This window comes from Pseudoduganella danionis (genome assembly GCF_009720775.1).
GTDB classification, from domain to species: domain Bacteria; phylum Pseudomonadota; class Gammaproteobacteria; order Burkholderiales; family Burkholderiaceae_D; genus Rugamonas; species Rugamonas danionis.
Genome location: NZ_WNKW01000005.1, coordinates 143,196 through 160,736 on the forward strand (window position 1 = coordinate 143,196; position 17,541 = coordinate 160,736).

Sequence of the window (17,541 nt, forward strand, 5' to 3'; positions counted from 1 at the left end):
GTTGGTGAGCTAATAAAAATCACCACATTCCGCCGAAAAACCCGTTAGAATACCGCGTTGAAGTTGAAAGCTCCTGCGGATTTCTACCGGTCACGCAGGAAAAGGGCGACCGTTTTCACTTACGGATCGCCCTTTGCTTTTGTGCAAACAAGCCGCGAGGATGGCGAAATTGGTAGACGCACCAGGTTTAGGTCCTGACGCCAGCAATGGTGTGGGGGTTCGAGTCCCCCTCCTCGCACCAACAGTATTACTAATTTTTTGGACGATTTTTACATGGCAACTGCAGTCGAAACCTTGGGCAAACTTGAACGTCGTATCACGATCTCCTTCCCGCTGACCGAGGTCCGCGCTGAAGTTGAGAAGCGCCTGAAAGTGCAAGCCAAAACGGCTAAAGCACCGGGCTTCCGTCCAGGTAAAGTGCCTCTGAAAATGGTCGCCGCACAATACGGTTATCAGATCGAAACCGAAGTGCTGAACGATAAAGTTGGCCGTGCGTTCAACGACGCTGCTAACGAAGCGCAACTGCGCGTTGCCGGCTACCCACGCATCGAACCTAAAGAAGGTTCGGCTGAAGGCGTGCTGAGCTTTGACGCTACCTTCGAAGTGTACCCAGAAGTCGTGATCGGCGACCTGACCACCGTAGAAATCGAGACCGTGAAAGCGGCCGTGTCGGAAGTCGAAATCGACAAGACCATCGATATTCTGCGCAAACAGCGCGTGCACTTCCACACCAAAGGTGAAGCTGGCGAGCACGGCGACGGCGGCGAAGCAATCGCTGCCAACGGCGACCGCGTGACCGTGGACTTCGTTGGTTCGATCGACGGCGTAGAATTCCCGGGTGGTAAAGCGGACGACTACGCTTTCGTACTGGGCGAAGGCCGCATGCTGCCAGAATTCGAAGCCGCGACCGTCGGCCTGAAAGTGGGCGAAGCCAAGACCTTCCCACTGGCTTTCCCAGAGGACTACCATGGTAAAGACGTGGCCGGTAAAACCGCCTCGTTCACCATCACCCTGAAAAAACTGGAATGGGCCCACCTGCCAGAAGTGGACGCCGAGTTCGCTAAATCGCTGGGCGTAGCCGATGGCGACGTAGCTAAAATGCGCGAAGACATCAAAGTCAATCTGGAACGTGAAGTGGCTGGCCGTGTGAAAGCACGCAACAAAGAAGCCGTGATGGAAGCGCTGGTGAAAACCGCCACGCTGGACGTACCAGAAGTGCTGATCGCTCAGGACACCGAGCGTCTGGCCGAAATGACCCGTCAGGACATGGCGCAGCGCGGCATGAACGTGAAAGACGTACCATTCCCACCAGAACTGTTCAAAGACAAAGCCGAACGTCGCGTACGTCTGGGCCTGATCCTGTCGCAACTGGTCAACGAAAACAATCTGCAAGCCCAGCCTGAACAGGTAAAAGCCCAGATCGAAGACTTCGCCCAAAGCTACGAAGATCCACGCGAAGTGCTGAAGTACTACTACAGCGACCGTCGTCGTCTGGCGGAAGTCGAAGCCCTTGTATTGGAAGAAAACGTCGTCAACTACGTACTGGGCCTGTCGAAAACCTCGTCCAAGGATGTAGCCTTTGACGAGCTGATGGGAAGCAACGCTCAAGCGTAATACAGAAAAAGCCGGATGCGGTAAGATGCCAACTCCGGCTTTATGCTGCTTCACAAGGAAATAGAATGACTGGTATGAACCGTAATCCAGCGCTGGACACTGAAATGCTCGGCCTCGTGCCGATGGTGGTCGAACAAAGCGGTCGCGGCGAGCGTTCGTATGACATTTACTCGCGCCTGCTGAAGGAACGGGTCATTTTCATGGTCGGCCCTGTGCACGACCAGATGGCCAACCTGATCGTCGCCCAGATGCTGTTCCTGGAAAGCGAAAATCCGGACAAGGACATCTCGCTCTACATCAATTCTCCTGGTGGCTCGGTATCGGCCGGTCTGGCGATTTTTGATACCATGCAGTTCATCAAGCCTGATGTGTCGACGCTGTGCACCGGCATGGCCGCCTCCATGGGCGCCTTCCTGCTGGCCGCTGGCGCCAAGGGCAAGCGTTTCTCGCTGCCTAACTCGCGTATCATGATTCACCAGCCTTCGGGTGGCTCGCAAGGCATGGCTTCGGACATCGAAATCCAGGCCAAGGAAATCCTGTATCTGCGCCACCGTCTGAATTCGATCATGGCGGAACGTACGGGGCAAACCGTGGAACAGATCGCCAAAGACACGGATCGTGACCGTTTCATGTCGGCGGAAGAAGCGGTAGAGTACGGCTTGATCGACAAGATGTTGACCAACCGGGCTTGATGCATCCAGTACAGCATTGCTAAACAGACGCCCGGGCGATCCATCGTTCGGGCGTTTCGTTTTTATTTCAGGTAGCATATCAGGTAGATGTATAGTGTTAGGGAAGTTAAATTAAGGTTTAGGCAACTTCACCAGCGACTATGCATCCTACTGTAACTCTTAGATAAAGCCCCATGTCAGACAAAAAAACCTCCAGCGGCGAAAAATTACTGTACTGCTCGTTTTGCGGCAAAAGTCAGCACGAGGTAAAGAAACTTATCGCCGGCCCATCGGTCTTCATCTGCGATGAGTGCATCGATCTGTGCAATGACATCATTCGTGATGAAACTTCGGCCATCGAGTCGGTCACGGGCGCCAAGTCGGATCTGCCGACGCCATCCGAGATCAAGGATCTGCTCGACCAGTACGTGATCGGCCAGCAGACCGCCAAGCGCATCCTGTCGGTAGCGGTGTACAACCACTACAAACGCCTCAAGCATCTGGGCAAGAAAGACGACATCGAACTGGCCAAGAGCAACATCCTGCTGGTCGGTCCTACCGGCTCCGGCAAGACCCTGCTGGCACAGACGCTGGCGCGCATGCTCAACGTGCCGTTCGTGATTGCCGACGCGACCACGCTGACCGAAGCCGGTTACGTGGGCGAAGACGTCGAGAACATCATCCAGAAGCTGCTGCAAAGCTGCAATTACGACGTCGAGAAAGCCCAGCGCGGCATCGTCTACATTGACGAGATCGACAAAATTTCGCGCAAATCGGACAACCCTTCGATTACGCGCGACGTGTCGGGCGAAGGCGTGCAACAGGCGCTGCTGAAGCTGATCGAAGGCACCATGGCTTCCGTGCCACCGCAAGGCGGCCGCAAGCATCCGAATCAGGACTTCGTGCAGATCGATACCACCAACATCATGTTCATCTGCGGTGGTGCATTCGACGGCCTGGCCAAGGTAATTTCCGAGCGTTCGGAAAAATCCGGCATCGGCTTCTCGGCTACCGTGAAGAGCAAGGAAGAGCGTAGCGCGTCCGACGTGCTGCAGGAAGCGGAACCGGAAGATCTGATCAAGTTCGGCCTGATCCCTGAGCTGGTGGGCCGTCTGCCGGTCGTGGCCACGCTGGCCGAGCTGACGGAAGAAGCGCTGATCCAGATTCTGGTCGAGCCTAAGAACGCACTGGTCAAACAGTACGCCAAGCTGCTCGACATGGAAGGCGCGGAACTGGAAGTGCGTCCGGCTGCTCTGCATGCGATCGCCAAGAAAGCACTGGCCCGCAAGACGGGTGCGCGCGGCCTGCGTTCGATACTCGAACATGCGCTGCTCGACACCATGTATGAATTGCCGAATGAAAGCAATGTGACCAAAGTAGTCATCGATGAAAATACGATTACCAGCGGCGCGAAACCATTGCTGATTTATGAAGAAGCCGCCAAAGCCTCTGGTGAGAATTAATTAACTTGTGCACACTTGCCGCGCACTTCGACAAATTTCATTTCGCATCTGCGGGGCAAGGCGGTACAATTTGACTCAATAAGAGTACGCAGGCTTCAAACGGAAAGCCACTCGTGACAGCATCGTTTGTCACGCGTGGCTTTTTTATTTACGCGCTGTTTATCACTCTTAGAGTTTTATCGTTATTCGGAAATATTCTTTGTATATAAGAACAAATTGACGATGACGGTCTTGTGATCTGGATCTTCGCGCCCACATCATAAACACGCTTTCACATAAGGTACGCCATGACAACTTCCAAATTAACTGAGCAAACTCAACTGCCGTTATTGCCGTTGCGGGACGTTGTAGTTTTCCCGCATATGGTGATACCGCTGTTCGTAGGACGCCCAAAATCGATTAAGGCGCTGGAAGCCGCAATGGAGCAAGGCAAGAGCATCATGCTTGCCGCCCAAAAAGCCGCTGCCAAGGACGAACCTTCTGCTGCCGATATTTATGAAATCGGCTGCGTGGCCAATATTCTGCAAATGCTGAAACTGCCGGACGGCACCGTCAAGGTGCTGGTGGAAGGCGCTCAGCGTGCACGCATCAACCGCATTACTGATACGCCGGCCCACTTCGTGGCCGATCTGACGCCGCTCGATTCCGAGCAGGGCGACGATTCGGAAATCGAAGCGATGCGCCGCGCCATCGTTCAGCAGTTCGACCAGTACGTCAAACTCAACAAGAAAATCCCACCGGAAATCCTCGCTTCGCTGTCGGGCATCGACGATGCCGGCCGCCTGGCTGATACCGTGGCTGCCCATCTGCCGCTGAAACTTGAACAGAAACAGGTGATCCTGGAAATCTTCAGCGTGACCAAGCGTCTGGAACATCTGCTGGGCCAGCTCGAAGGCGAGCTCGATATCCTGCAGGTGGAGAAGCGCATCCGTGGCCGCGTCAAGCGCCAGATGGAGAAATCGCAGCGCGAGTACTATCTGAACGAACAGGTCAAAGCCATCCAGAAAGAACTGGGCGAGGGCGAAGACGGCGCCGATCTGGACGAGCTGGAAAAGAAAGTGGCCGCGGCCAAGATGCCGAAAGAGGCACTCGACAAGGCCAATGCCGAGCTGAAAAAGCTCAAGCTGATGTCGCCGATGTCGGCCGAAGCGACGGTGGTGCGCAACTACATCGATACGCTGGTCAGCCTGCCATGGAAGAAAAAGTCCAAGGTCAACAACGATCTGTCGAACGCTGAAAAAGTGCTCGAAGGCGACCACTACGGTCTGGAAAAAGTCAAAGAACGTATCCTCGAATATCTGGCAGTGCAGCAGCGCGTCGACAAGCTGAAGGCGCCTATCCTGTGCTTCGTCGGTCCTCCGGGCGTGGGTAAGACTTCGCTGGGCCAGTCGATTGCACGCGCTACCAACCGCAAGTTCGTGCGCATGGCGCTGGGCGGCGTGCGTGACGAAGCCGAGATCCGCGGTCACCGCCGTACCTATATCGGTTCGATGCCGGGCAAGGTGCTGCAATCGCTGGCCAAGGTTGGTGTGCGCAACCCGCTGTTCCTGCTCGACGAGATCGACAAGATGGGGGCGGACTTCCGTGGCGATCCTTCTTCGGCTCTGCTGGAAGTGCTCGATCCGGAACAGAATCATACGTTCTCGGACCACTACATCGAAGTCGATTTCGATCTGTCCGATGTGATGTTCGTGGCGACCTCGAACTCGTACAACATCCCGCCGGCACTGCTGGACCGTATGGAAGTGATCCGCCTGTCCGGCTACACGGAAGATGAGAAGACCAGCATTGCCCAGCGTTATCTACTGCCGAAACAGATCAAGAACAATGGTCTGAAAGAGGACGAGATTTCGGTCGCCGAATCGGCACTGCGCGACATCATCCGCTACTACACGCGCGAAGCCGGGGTGCGTTCGCTCGAGCGTGAAGTGTCGAAGATCTGCCGCAAGGTCGTGAAGATGCTGCTGCTGAAGAAGTCCGACAAGAAGATCGCCGTTACTTCGAAAAATCTGGATAAATTCCTCGGTGTGCGCCGTTACGATTTCGGCGTGGCCGAGAAAGATAACCAGATCGGTCAGGTGGTCGGTCTGGCCTGGACGGAAGTCGGTGGCGATCTGCTGACCATCGAAGCCGTGTCGATGCCGGGCAAGGGTGGTGTGATCCGCACCGGTACGCTGGGCGACGTGATGAAAGAGTCGATCGAAGCGGCACGTACGGTAGTGCGCAGCCGTGCCCAGCGCCTAGGCATCAAGAACGAAGTGTTCGAGAAGAGCGACATCCACATCCACGTGCCGGAAGGTGCGACGCCGAAAGATGGTCCATCGGCCGGCGCGGCCATGACGGTGGCCATGGTGTCGGTGTTCACCGGCATACCGGTGCGTGCGGACGTGGCCATGACGGGCGAAATTACGCTGCGCGGTGAAGTACTGCCGATCGGCGGGCTCAAAGAAAAACTGCTGGCGGCACAGCGCGGCGGCATCAAGACCGTGCTGATCCCTGAGCAGAACGTCAAGGATCTGGCCGACATTCCGGACAATGTGAAGAACAAGCTGGAAATCGTGCCGGTGCGCTGGATCGATAAAGTGCTGGAAATCGCGCTCGAGCGTCTGCCTGAACCGCTGACGGAAACGGCGCCGGTAGAAGCGGTGGCCGCAGCCGCCGCGAAAACCGATGGCCAGACGGATGTGGTGAAGCATTAATTAGCGCAAGCACATTTCTTAGGCAAAACGGCGATTAATTCTCGCCAACACCACAAACGGGCACTTTTAGAGTGCCCGTTTGTTATTTTGAGTAGTATTTCTATAGTGCAGTCCTTGACACAAGTGCAGGCTGGCTTGTTTAATACGGCCTGAGATTTTTCCAGACCTGCAAGATGCAGTTAAATGCATGCATGCAGGCTAAAACGATATAACCTTTGTGACGGGGAATTGCTTTGAATAAGACTGAATTGATCGACCATATCGCAGCGACCGCTGATATTTCGAAAGCGGCTGCGGCTCGCGCACTGGACGCGGTGATCGATGGCGTAACCACCACTCTGCAAAAGAACGACAGCGTCACCCTGGTCGGCTTTGGCACCTTCTCGGTGAGCGAACGCGCTGCCCGTACCGGCCGCAATCCACGCACCAAGGAAGAGATCACCATCGAAGCAGCAAAAGTTCCTAAATTTAAAGCTGGTAAAGCTTTGAAAGATGCTGTAAACTAACGGACTTCGGTGAGCAGCAGATGTTAGCTAGCTCACCAAAGCGCGAAATTGGGCGGTTAGCTCAGTTGGTAGAGCGGAGCCCTTACAAGGCTTAGGTCGGGAGTTCGAGCCTCTCACCGCCCACCAGTTTGGCGCTAGTAGCAAGAAGTAAGATGTAGTAGAATGCAGTAATAAGAAGTTAGTAGTAACTTGTGTGTTTTGCTGGAGCGGTAGTTCAGTTGGTTAGAATACCGGCCTGTCACGCCGGGGGTCGCGGGTTCGAGTCCCGTCCGCTCCGCCAACAAAACCACAGTACTCGTATAGGAGCGGTAGTTCAGTTGGTTAGAATACCGGCCTGTCACGCCGGGGGTCGCGGGTTCGAGTCCCGTCCGCTCCGCCAAGAACAAGATACCCCGTAGCTAATTATTAGCTACGGGGTTTTTCTTTTGTACCTACGATTATTAATGTGCCGGTTTTTTATTCATCCGGAAATGAAAATTAACTTATCGTATCGTGCGCAGGCTTTTATTAGCTCCCTTGTAAGATGTTTGAACGTCAACCACGTTCTTAATTGAACATTTTTAATAGGGGGTGCATTATGGGTTTTAAAAAAATCGTTATTGCTGCAGCTTTGTTCGGCGCTTCGGCAGCACAGGCGGCGCCATTGTTTAGCGATAATTTTGATACGGATACACTGGGCCTGAATTCGATCGCCTTTAATGGCGGCTGGTCAGTCAGCGGTGGCACGGTCGATATTATCGGGGCGCCCGGTTTCTTTGATCTGGTACCCGGCAATGGCCGTTATATCGACCTCGACGGTTCGACCAACAAGGCCGGTATCTTTGCCAATTCGATCAATGTGGTCAATGGCATGACCTATGCGCTGAGCTTTGATCTGGCGGGCAATCACCGTGCCGCAGGCATGGACACGGTGATGGTCAATTTCGGTAGCGGTAGCCAGACCTATACGCTGGCCGATACGGCCGGCTTCCAGACTTTTACCCTGAATTACACGGCGACCGGCACGGGTAAAGTAGGCTTCAGCTTTATCGATCAGGGCGCTGATCAGAAGGGCGCGCTGCTGGACCGCGTGACGGTCACGGCTGTGCCCGAGCCTGAAACCTATGGCATGCTGCTGGGCGGTCTGGCCCTGCTGGGCGTGGTGGCGCGGCGTCGCCGTCAAGGCTGATTCGGCACGGCCGATCTGGAAGGCTCGCCCAGGCGGGCCTTTTCTTTTGAGGCCGTTGCAATGTGTCTGTTTTGCCAAGGATTTAGACTTGCTATAGAGGGGGCTGCACTGTAAAATCGGCCAACTGGAATCGGCGAACGCGAGTTCGCCTTTTTTGTATGTGCAAGTCCCACTCAATCCGAATTGGCTGACCATGTTTGAATTTATTCGTACCCATCAACGCCTGATGCAGATTTTCCTGGCGATTATCATCGTGCCGTCGTTTGCTTTCGTCGGCATCGGTAGTTATAAGAGCTTCGGCGACGACGCCAATACGATCGCCAAAATCGATGGCAAGCCGCTGACCCAGCAGGAATTCGATAACGCCGTGCGTAACCAGTTGGATAATTATCGCCAGCGTCTGGGCGCCCAGTTCGACCAGAAAATGTTCGATACGCCCGAGTTCAAGCAGAATCTGCTAGACCAACTGATCGCCGAACGCGCGATTGCTGCCGAAGTCGTGCGTTCGCACCTGACCGTGAGCGACGCGCTGCTGCAGCGCGTGATCAAGGAACAGTTCGGTGGCGAAGGTGCTTTCGACATGGAACGTTATAAATCCATCCTGGCCGCACAAGGCATGACGCCGAGCATGTACGACCAGCGTCTGCGCCGCGATCTGACCCTGCAGCAACTGGGTAACGCCATTCAGGCCACCGGCTTCGCACCGCGCGCTGTGGCAAAGACCCTGTCCGATATCGGCGCGCAAGAGCGTGAAGTGCAGGAACTGCTGCTGCCTGTGGCTGATTTCGTGCCACAGGTCAAAGTGACCGACGACATGGTCAAAGCCTTCTACGACAAGAACGCCAAGTTCTTCGAAGTGCCCGAGCAGGCCAAGATCGAATATGTGGTGTTCAATAGCGACTCCGTGCTGGGCCAGATCAGCGTGACTGACGCCGATGTGGCGGCCTATTACAATGCCAATCAAGCTGGCTTCACTACGCCAGAAAGCCGCCGTGCTGCGCACGTGTTGGTGGCACTCAAAAAAGGCGCGAGCGCTGCTGAAGTGGCTGCTGCCAAAGCCAAGGCGGAAGCCATCGTGGCCGAGCTGCGTAAAGCACCTGGCGACTTCGCCAAAGTGGCCAAGGCCAAATCGGAGGACGCCGTATCGGCCGAGCAGGGCGGTGACCTCGACATCGTGACCAAGGGTGCGCTGCCAGCACCAGTGGAAGCGGCAGTCATGAAGCTCAAGCAGGGCGAGATCAGCGATGCCGTGCAGTCGGAATATGGCTTCCACGTGCTGACCGTTACCGCGCTGAAGCCTGCGGTGGTGAAGCCGCTGGACGAAGTTAAAACTGAGGTGGCGGCTGTGCTGAAAAAGCAAAAAGCGGCCAAGAAGTATTCGGAAATGGCCGAGACTTTCTCGAACACCGTATATGAACAGGCGGACAGCCTGAAGCCGGTAGCTGACAAGCTGGGCCTGAAGATCGAATCGGCCGTCAACGTGAGCCGTACGCCGGGGCCGGCTGCTGGTGCTGCGCCATACAACAATGCCAAGTTCCTGACTGCGCTGTTCTCGAACGAATCGATCAGCAGCAAGCGTAATACGGAAGCGGTGGAAACTGCACCGAGCACGCTGGTGGCGGGCCGTATCGTCGAATTCAAGCCTGCCAGCAAGCGTCCGCTGGCTGAGGTAGATGCTGCTATCCGTCAGCGTGTGACGATGGAAGAAGCTGCCAAGCTGGCGGCCAAGGCCGGCGCCGACAAGTTGGCCGCCTTCAAGAAGTCGGGCGATGCGGCCGGCTTCGCTGCAGCCAAGCTGGTGTCGCGCTCCAAGCCAGAAGGCATCAATGGTCTGGCCATGCAGGACATCATGAAGGCCGACACCACCAAGCTGCCTGCGTATGTGGGTGTGGACGTGCCGGGCATGGGGTATGGCGTGTACCGCATCAGCAAAGTGCAGCAGCCGGCGGTGCAGGACGAAGAGCGCCGCAAAGCGGAGGCCGATCAGATCAACAATATCGTGGCACAGCAGGAAATGCACGATTACATCGAACTGCTGAAGCAAAAAGCAAAAGTAAAAATTCTGAAACCTATCGCCAAGGCGACCGTGGTGGAAGTCAAGTAAGTCTGTTGTGGCGCTCGCCACGAGCGCTTGCGAGATGGTGCAAAAAGCCGGCTAGATGCCGGCTTTTTGCATTTCTGCGCGGATGAAACTATCGATACGCGACTGACTGTTGCAGATTGTTGTCAGTTGTCCGATCTCTTGTGTATTTTCATATGAAGTTTGCCAGAAAACAAACCGTGACCATGCATAATTGCAAGGCCATTTGGTGATTTTCATAATTGAGCCTGCTGCCTTTGCACGGCAGAATGCAGGCATACCTATAAAAAATACAAGGTTGAGGAGACCGTCGCCATGTCGACGACTAAAACGCATCGCGTCGCGTTGCTGTTTAACGCGAATAAGATTTTTGACCGGGAAGTGATCACTGGTATTGCGGATTACCTATCCAGCACCCGCAGTTCGTGGGATCTGTTTCTGGAGGAGGATTTCCGCCTGCGCCTGCCCGGCATCGAAAAGTGGCAGGGCGACGGCATCATCGCTGATTTCGATGATCCGGCCGTGGCTGCGGCTCTGGCCGAAAGCAAGATTCCCGTGGTGGCAGTGGGCGGCTCGTATGCCAATCCGGCCGACTATCCGCGCGGCGTGCCTTACGTAGCAACGGATAACTTCAAGCTGATCAAGCTGGCCTACGATCACTTGATAGAAGCGGGCTTGCGCCACTTTGCGCTGTTCTCGCTGCCCGAAGCGGACGGCAACCGCTGGGGCCAGGAGCGCGAGAAAGCTTTTACGGCACTGATGCAGCGCGAGCGCTTTGATGTGGAGATCTTCCGCGGCCTGGCCACCAGCGCGCAGTCGTGGGACGAGGCAGTCGAACAGCAGATCCGCTGGCTGCATAGCCTGCCCAAGCCGGTCGGCATCATCGCCGTCACCGATGCACGCGCGCGCCAGTTGATGCAGGCTTGCATGCTGGCCGGTATCGCCGTGCCGGAACAGGTGGCATTGATAGGCATCGACAATGATCCGCTCGCGCGCATGCTCACGCGCATTCCGCTGAGCTCGGTCATTCAAGGTGCGCAGGAAATGGGCCGTACGGCGGCGCACTTGCTGGACCAGATGCTGCACGGCGTGCGGCTGAATAATACCTGCATCCTGGTACCGCCGGCCGGTATCAATGTGCTCGCTTCCAGCAAGCACGAAGCGACGCGCCACCCGTATGTGATGCGCGCCTGCCACTTTATCCGTCAGTACGCCTGTCAGGGCATCAAGACGGATCAGGTGGCTGATTATGTGGGGATTTCGCGCTCCTCGCTGGAAGCCTATTTCCGCCGCGAACTCGGTTACAGCGTGCATGACCAGATACTGCGTTTCCGGCTGGAGGCGGCCACCGCCATCCTGTCGAATGGCGACTGCAATCTGGTCGATGTGGCGCTCCGATGCGGTTTCACCTCCAGCCAGTATATGCATCTGGTCTTCAAGCGCGAACTCGGTTGCACTCCGCGAGCCTACCAGCAGCGCGCCGCAGAAGACCGGCATGCAGCACCGCTTACTTATGAAGGAATTGTTTAGTGATGATAGACAGCATGGCCGATACGGGCGCCGACGCCGAGGCGCAGGACCAGCTCTTCGAACTGCGTAACGCCGATGGCATGAAAGTGACCATCAGCGAGCGTGGCGCAGCGCTGGTTGCGTGGAAGGCACCGGACCGGTATGGCCGTCAGGCCGATGTGGTGCTGGGCTATGCCGAGCATGAAGCTTATCGCGATAATCAGGTCTATCTGGGCGCTATTATCGGGCGCTGGGCCAACCGCATTGCGGCCGGCCGCTTCGAGCTGGATGGCCAGCCGGTGCAGACGGTAGTCAACGACAGGGGCAATCACTTGCACGGTGGCCCGCAGGGTTTCCATATGTTGCGCTGGGAAGGCGTGGCCGATGACGATGGCGTGTCCTTGCGACTGGTTTCGCCCGCCGGTGATGCGGGTTTTCCGGGCCAGCTAGAGGTGTGCGTGCGCTACCAGCTAGATGACCGCGGTGCATTGCGCATCGATTATCAGGCCATCAGCGACGCGGCAACACCGATCAGCCTGACGGCGCATCCATACTTCAATCTGAACGGCGGCATAGCCGATGTGGGCGACCACATGCTGCAGATCGATGCCGACGAATATATGGCCACGGACGCGAGCGGCATCCCGCTTGCGCGCGCTTCTGTCAGCGGCACGGCGTTCGATTTCCGCCGCCCAGCGGCGATAGGTGCGCGCCTGTGCTGGCCCGATCAACAGCTGCAACTGGCGCAAGGTTTCGATCACTGTTTCTGCCTGCGTGGCAGTGCCGATGGACGTGCCAGCCCATTGCGCGAAGTGGCGCGCGTGGTTGATCCCGGATCGGGCCGCTGTCTGCAGGTGGCAACGACCGAGCCGGGCTTGCAGTTCTATAGCGGGAATAATCTCGATGGTGTGCGCGGCTATGCGGCACGGCCGTACACGCGTCACGACGGGTTTTGTCTGGAGGCCGGCAGCTTCCCGGATCAGCTAAATAGTCCGCAGGCGGCCGCTGCGATCCTGCGGCCCGGACAGGTTTACCGTCAGACCACGATCTATCGTCTGAGCTTGCAGTAACTCTGCGTAATCATGACTGCCGTTGGTGAGTTTCGTAATTGCCGTGGCGGGTCACACAGGGCAACATCTGATCCGTCGAATAAATTACCTAACGCAGGAGACGAAACAAGTGACAGATGCTAAGTTGGCGAAGTTGGCGATATTGCCGGAAGATAGTGAGCAGGCGTTGCTGGTAGGCCGGATCTGGCGTGCCGGCATCGGGCCTTGCGTGGTGACCGTGCGTGCCGGCCAGCTGGTGGATATAACCGCGCAGGCAGCGACCATGTCGGAACTGCTAGAACGCGGTGACGTGCTGGAAGTGGTGCGCCACGCAGACGGTGTAAGCTTGGGCGCACTGGATGCCGTGCTGTCGGCCGGCGATGGTGACGTGAGCCTGCTCGCGCCGTGCGATCTGCAAGCCGTCAAAGCCTGTGGCGTGACGTTTGCCGTCAGCCTGCTGGAACGCGTGATCGAGGAACGCGCCAAAGGCGATCCATCGCGTGCCGCCGCGCTGCGGCTGGAAATCCAGAGCCATATCGGTGCCGACCTGTCGGCCATCCGCCCCGGTTCGGAACAGGCGGCGCGGCTCAAGGCCGATCTGATCGCGCGCGGCCTGTGGTCGCAATATATGGAAGTGGGCATAGGCCCCGACGCCGAAGTGTTCACCAAGGCGCAACCAATGTCGGCCGTGGGCCATGGTGCCAGTGTAGGCTTGCATCCGGATTCGCAATGGAATAATCCCGAGCCGGAAATTGTGCTGGCCGTGAACAGCCAGGGTCAGGTGGTCGGTGCCACGCTGGGCAACGATGTGAATCTGCGCGATATCGAAGGACGCAGCGCGCTGTTACTGGGCAAGGCCAAGGATAACAATGCTTCCTGCGCCATCGGTCCGTTTATTCGCCTGTTCGATGAGCATTTCGGCATCGAGCAGATCCGCGCTGCCGAAGTGAGTTTGCTGATCCGCGGCATCGACGATGGCTTCGAACTGCAAGGCAGCAGCCGTATGCGTGAAATCAGCCGCGACCCGCTGGAACTGGTAGCGCATGCGTGTGGTCGCCATCACCAGTATCCGGACGGCTTCATGCTGTTCCTCGGCACCATGTTCTCTCCGACCAAGGACCGCGATGCGAGCGGAGCGGGTTTCACCCACCATCTGGGCGATCTGGTGCGGATTTCGACGCCGGCGCTAGGCACGCTGGAGAACAGCGTGCAGCGCAGCGATCAGTTGCCGCCTTGGACTTTCGGCCTGCGTGCCCTGTATCAAAATCTGGCCGCACGCGGTCTGTAGAAAGGTAGTCGATGAATCAATCGGACAAAACGCTGGTCTATCCGCAGTATCAGGAACTGGCCGGGCGCACGGTGGTGGTCACGGGTGGCGGTAGCGGCATAGGCGCAGAAATGGTACGCGCGTTCTGCCTGCAGGGTGCACGCGTGTTCTTCCTCGACATCGCCGAACAGGCGTCGCAGCAATTGGTGGCCGCGCTCGCACAGCAGCCGCAGCCGCCGGTCTACCTGCCGTGCAATATGGCTGATCTGGATGCGGTGGCGCAAGCGATGGCGCAGATCGAGCTGCAGGCCGGCATGATCCATGTGCTGATTAATAACTGCGCGAATGACGACCGCCATGCTGTTGCTGATGTCACGCCGGCTTACTGGGAGGAGCGCATGGCCGTCAATCTGCGCCACCAGTTCTTCTGTGCGCAGGCCGTGGCGCGCGGCATGCGGGCCGATGGCGGCGGCGTGATTCTGAATCTGGGTTCGATCTCGTGGCATCTGGCACTGCCGAACCTGAGCCTGTACATGACGGCCAAGGCCGCCATCGAAGGCATGACGCGCGGCCTCGCACGGGATCTGGGTCCGGACCGCATACGCGTCAACTGCATCATCCCCGGTGCCGTGCGCACGCCGCGCCAGATGGCGCTGTGGCATACGCCGGACGAGGAGGCGCGCATATTGGCGGGCCAGTGCCTGTCTGAGCGGGTCGAGGTGGAAGATGTCGCCGCCATGGCGCTGTTCCTTGCATCGAATGGCGCGCGCCGTTGCAGCGGCCGCAATTACTACGTGGATGCAGGATGGTTCGGAGCATGAGTATGCCTGATTACAGCGCCCCCGAGGCTCTGTGGGAAGTGGGGGCGACGCTGGGCGAAGGCGTGCTGTGGCACGCGCCCAGCGCCAGTGTGTATTTTGTCGATATCAAGCAGCAGCGCATCCATCGCTGCGATGCGCGTGGTGGCCGCCGCATGAGCTGGGACGCACCGGCGCAAATCGGTTTTCTCACGCCCACCTCGAATGGGCGCTGGCTGGCTGGCCTCAAAGGTAGCCTGCAGTATTTCGATCCGGCCAGCGGCGCCTTTACCCACTATTGCGCGCTCGAACCGGAACAGCCTAACAACCGCTGTAACGATGGCTATGTCGATGCCCAGGGCCGGCTGTGGTTCGGCACCATGGATGACGGCCAGCAGCTGGCGACTGGCGCGCTGTACTGCTGCGGCGCCGATGGCGTGCCGCGCCGTGCCGACAGCAACTACATCATCACCAATGGCCCGGCCTGCAGCCCGGATGGTGCGACGCTGTACCACACCGATACGCTGGGATTGCAGACCTTTGCCTTCCGCCTTGATGCGGCGGGCCAGTTGCATGACAAACGCGTGTTCGCGCGCTTTGCCGGACGCGGTGGCCATCCGGACGGCATGGCCGTCGACACGCTGGGTCGCGTGTGGATCGCTATCTTCGGCGGTAGCCGGATCGAGCGCTACAGCGCCGATGGCGAATATCTGGATAGCATCGCTATGCCATGCTCCAACATCACCAAGCTGGCTTTCGGCGGGCCGGATCTGCGCACGGTGTTCATTACCACGGCGCGCAAAGATCTTTCCGCCGCCGCGCTGGCGCAGCAGCCGCTGGCGGGTGCCGTGTTCACGCTGCACAGCGACGTCGCCGGTCTGCCGGCCCATGTACTGCAACTGGGAGGCTGCGCATGAGCGAGCAGGACAAGAAAACGCGGCGCTACCGCTCGCAGGACTGGTTCGACAATCCGGAGCGCATCGACATGACGGCGCTGTATCTGGAGCGCTTCATGAACTACGGGATCACGGCGCAAGAACTGCGTTCCGGCCGTCCCATCATCGGCATCGCCCAGAGTGGCAGCGATATCAATCCGTGCAACCGCATCCATCTGGAGCTGGCCAAGCGGGTGCGCGAAGGCATCCGCGATGCGGGCGGGATTGCGCTGGAATTCCCTATCCATCCCACTTTCGAAAACTGCCGCCGGCCGACGGCGGCCATCGACCGCAATCTGGCCTATCTGGGGCTGGTGGAAATTCTGCATGGTTATCCGCTCGATGCGGTGGTGTTGATGACCGGCTGCGACAAGAGTACGCCGGCCCAACTGATGGCCGCCGCCACGCTCGATCTGCCTGCCATCGTCCTGTCCGGCGGCCCGATGCTGGACGGCTGGTTCAATGGTGAACTGGTGGGTTCCGGTGCGGCGATCTGGAAGGGCCGGCGCCAGCTGGCCGCTGGCCAGATCGACAACGAACAGTTTCTGCAGATCGCCACGGCATCGGCACCATCGGCCGGCCATTGCAACACCATGGGCACGGCTTCGACCATGAATGCGCTGGCCGAAGCACTGGGTATGTCGCTCACAGGTTGTTCGGCGATTCCGGCACCGTACCGCGAGCGCGGTCAGATCGCCTATGAAACGGGGCGCCGCATAGTCGGGCTGGCGCAGGACGATGTGCGGCCTTCGCAGATTCTCACGCGTGAGGCCTTCTTCGACGCGATTGTGGTCAATGCAGCCATCGGCGGTTCCACCAACGCCCAGCCGCACATCATGGCAATGGCGCGTCACGCCGGCGTGGAGATTACGCCGCAGGACTGGATGGCTGTGGGTTACGACGTGCCGCTGCTGCTGAATATGCAGCCGGCCGGTAAATATCTGGGCGAACGTTTCCACCGCGCCGGTGGTGTGCCGGCCGTGATGTGGGAACTGCAGCAGGCTGGCCTGCTGCGCAGCGAGCGTCCTACCGTGACGGGGCAGACCATGGCGCAGAATCTGCAGGGCCGCGCCAGCAACGACCGCGAGATGATCAAGCCGTTTGCCGAGCCGCTCAAGACGCAGGCCGGCTTCCTCGTCCTCAAGGGCAATCTGTTCGACTTTGCCATCATGAAGACCAGCGTGATTTCGGCTGATTTCCGTCGGCGCTATCTGTCCACGCCGGGGCGCGAAGGCGTGTTCGAATGCCGTGTGGTGGTGTTCGACGGCGCCGACGACTACCATGCCCGCATCAATGATCCCGCACTCGGCATCGATGCCCAGACCATGCTGGTGATCCGTGGCGCGGGTCCGATAGGCTGGCCCGGCTCGGCCGAAGTGGTGAATATGCAGCCGCCCGATGCGCTGATCAAGCAGGGCATCACGGCCTTGCCGACGCTGGGTGATGGCCGCCAGTCCGGTACGTCGGACAGCCCGTCCATCCTCAACGCTTCGCCCGAGAGTGCGGCTGGCGGCAATCTGGCCTGGCTGCGCACTGGCGATACGGTGCGGGTGGATCTGCATGCGGGTCGCTGCGATGTGCTGCTGAGCGATGAAGAAATGGCACAGCGCCGCGCCAGCGAGCCGGTGCCACCGGTGCCGCCCAGCCAGACGCCGTGGCAGGAAATCTACCGTGCTACAGTGGGACAGCTGGAGTCTGGGGCCTGCATGGAGCTGGCGCTTAATTATCGCGCAGTAGGCCACGATATGCCGCGCCATAACCACTAGCTCGCACCTCTTACTGG

Annotated in this window: 13 protein-coding genes and 4 tRNA genes; all 17 read left to right on the top strand. The window is 58.2% G+C overall.

Annotated elements, in window-relative coordinates:
* Positions 1–154 precede the first annotated feature (154 nt).
* Positions 155–241 (top strand) — tRNA-Leu (locus GM655_RS17215).
* Between the two features lie 32 nt (positions 242–273).
* The gene (tig, locus tag GM655_RS17220) at positions 274–1,614 is read left to right on the top strand and encodes a trigger factor (RefSeq protein ID WP_155435925.1); all 1,341 of its coding nucleotides are present in this window, start codon (positions 274–276) and stop codon (positions 1,612–1,614) included.
* Between the two features lie 74 nt (positions 1,615–1,688).
* Positions 1,689–2,306 carry an ATP-dependent Clp endopeptidase proteolytic subunit ClpP gene (clpP, locus tag GM655_RS17225; protein WP_371865907.1) on the top strand — a complete coding sequence of 206 codons (618 nt, stop codon included), beginning with the start codon at positions 1,689–1,691 and terminating at the stop codon, positions 2,304–2,306.
* 173 nt (positions 2,307–2,479) lie between these two features.
* A complete protein-coding gene (clpX, locus tag GM655_RS17230) occupies positions 2,480–3,748 on the top strand; it encodes an ATP-dependent Clp protease ATP-binding subunit ClpX (protein WP_155435927.1) in 1,269 nt (422 codons plus the stop codon).
* A 287-nt stretch (positions 3,749–4,035) separates the two neighbouring features.
* Positions 4,036–6,447, top strand: coding sequence for an endopeptidase La (gene lon, locus GM655_RS17235; RefSeq protein WP_155435928.1), 2,412 nt, complete (start codon positions 4,036–4,038; stop codon positions 6,445–6,447).
* A 233-nt stretch (positions 6,448–6,680) separates the two neighbouring features.
* Complete coding sequence (hbs, locus tag GM655_RS17240) at positions 6,681–6,953, top strand: non-specific DNA-binding protein Hbs (protein ID WP_155435929.1); 273 nt, start codon at positions 6,681–6,683, stop codon at positions 6,951–6,953.
* A 50-nt stretch (positions 6,954–7,003) separates the two neighbouring features.
* Positions 7,004–7,079, top strand: a tRNA-Val gene (locus GM655_RS17245).
* A 77-nt stretch (positions 7,080–7,156) separates the two neighbouring features.
* A tRNA-Asp gene (locus GM655_RS17250) sits at positions 7,157–7,233 on the top strand.
* A gap of 22 nt (positions 7,234–7,255) precedes the next feature.
* Positions 7,256–7,332 (top strand) — tRNA-Asp (locus tag GM655_RS17255).
* Between the two features lie 198 nt (positions 7,333–7,530).
* Positions 7,531–8,121, top strand: a complete 591-nt coding sequence (locus GM655_RS17260) for a PEP-CTERM sorting domain-containing protein (protein ID WP_155435930.1) — start codon at positions 7,531–7,533, stop codon at positions 8,119–8,121.
* Positions 8,122–8,314: 193 nt separating this feature from the next.
* Positions 8,315–10,225: a SurA N-terminal domain-containing protein gene (locus GM655_RS17265; RefSeq protein ID WP_155435931.1), complete on the top strand. Its 1,911-nt coding sequence runs from the start codon at positions 8,315–8,317 to the stop codon at positions 10,223–10,225.
* A gap of 291 nt (positions 10,226–10,516) precedes the next feature.
* Entirely contained in the window at positions 10,517–11,731 is a 1,215-nt protein-coding gene (locus tag GM655_RS17270) for a XylR family transcriptional regulator (protein ID WP_155435932.1), read from the top strand.
* 2 nt (positions 11,732–11,733) lie between these two features.
* On the top strand, positions 11,734–12,780 hold the full coding sequence (locus GM655_RS17275; RefSeq protein ID WP_229632619.1) for an aldose epimerase family protein: 1,047 nt from the start codon (positions 11,734–11,736) through the stop codon (positions 12,778–12,780).
* Between the two features lie 109 nt (positions 12,781–12,889).
* Positions 12,890–14,047, top strand: coding sequence for a fumarylacetoacetate hydrolase family protein (locus tag GM655_RS17280; protein ID WP_371866871.1), 1,158 nt, complete (start codon positions 12,890–12,892; stop codon positions 14,045–14,047).
* An 11-nt stretch (positions 14,048–14,058) separates the two neighbouring features.
* A complete protein-coding gene (gene xylB / locus GM655_RS17285; protein WP_155435933.1) occupies positions 14,059–14,847 on the top strand; it encodes a D-xylose 1-dehydrogenase in 789 nt (262 codons plus the stop codon).
* Positions 14,844–15,740, top strand: a complete 897-nt coding sequence (locus GM655_RS17290; protein WP_155435934.1) for an SMP-30/gluconolactonase/LRE family protein — start codon at positions 14,844–14,846, stop codon at positions 15,738–15,740. The genes xylB and GM655_RS17290 overlap by 4 nt, the downstream gene beginning before the upstream one ends.
* Complete coding sequence (locus GM655_RS17295; protein ID WP_155435935.1) at positions 15,737–17,524, top strand: IlvD/Edd family dehydratase; 1,788 nt, start codon at positions 15,737–15,739, stop codon at positions 17,522–17,524. The genes GM655_RS17290 and GM655_RS17295 overlap by 4 nt, the downstream gene beginning before the upstream one ends.
* Positions 17,525–17,541: the final 17 nt, after the last annotated feature.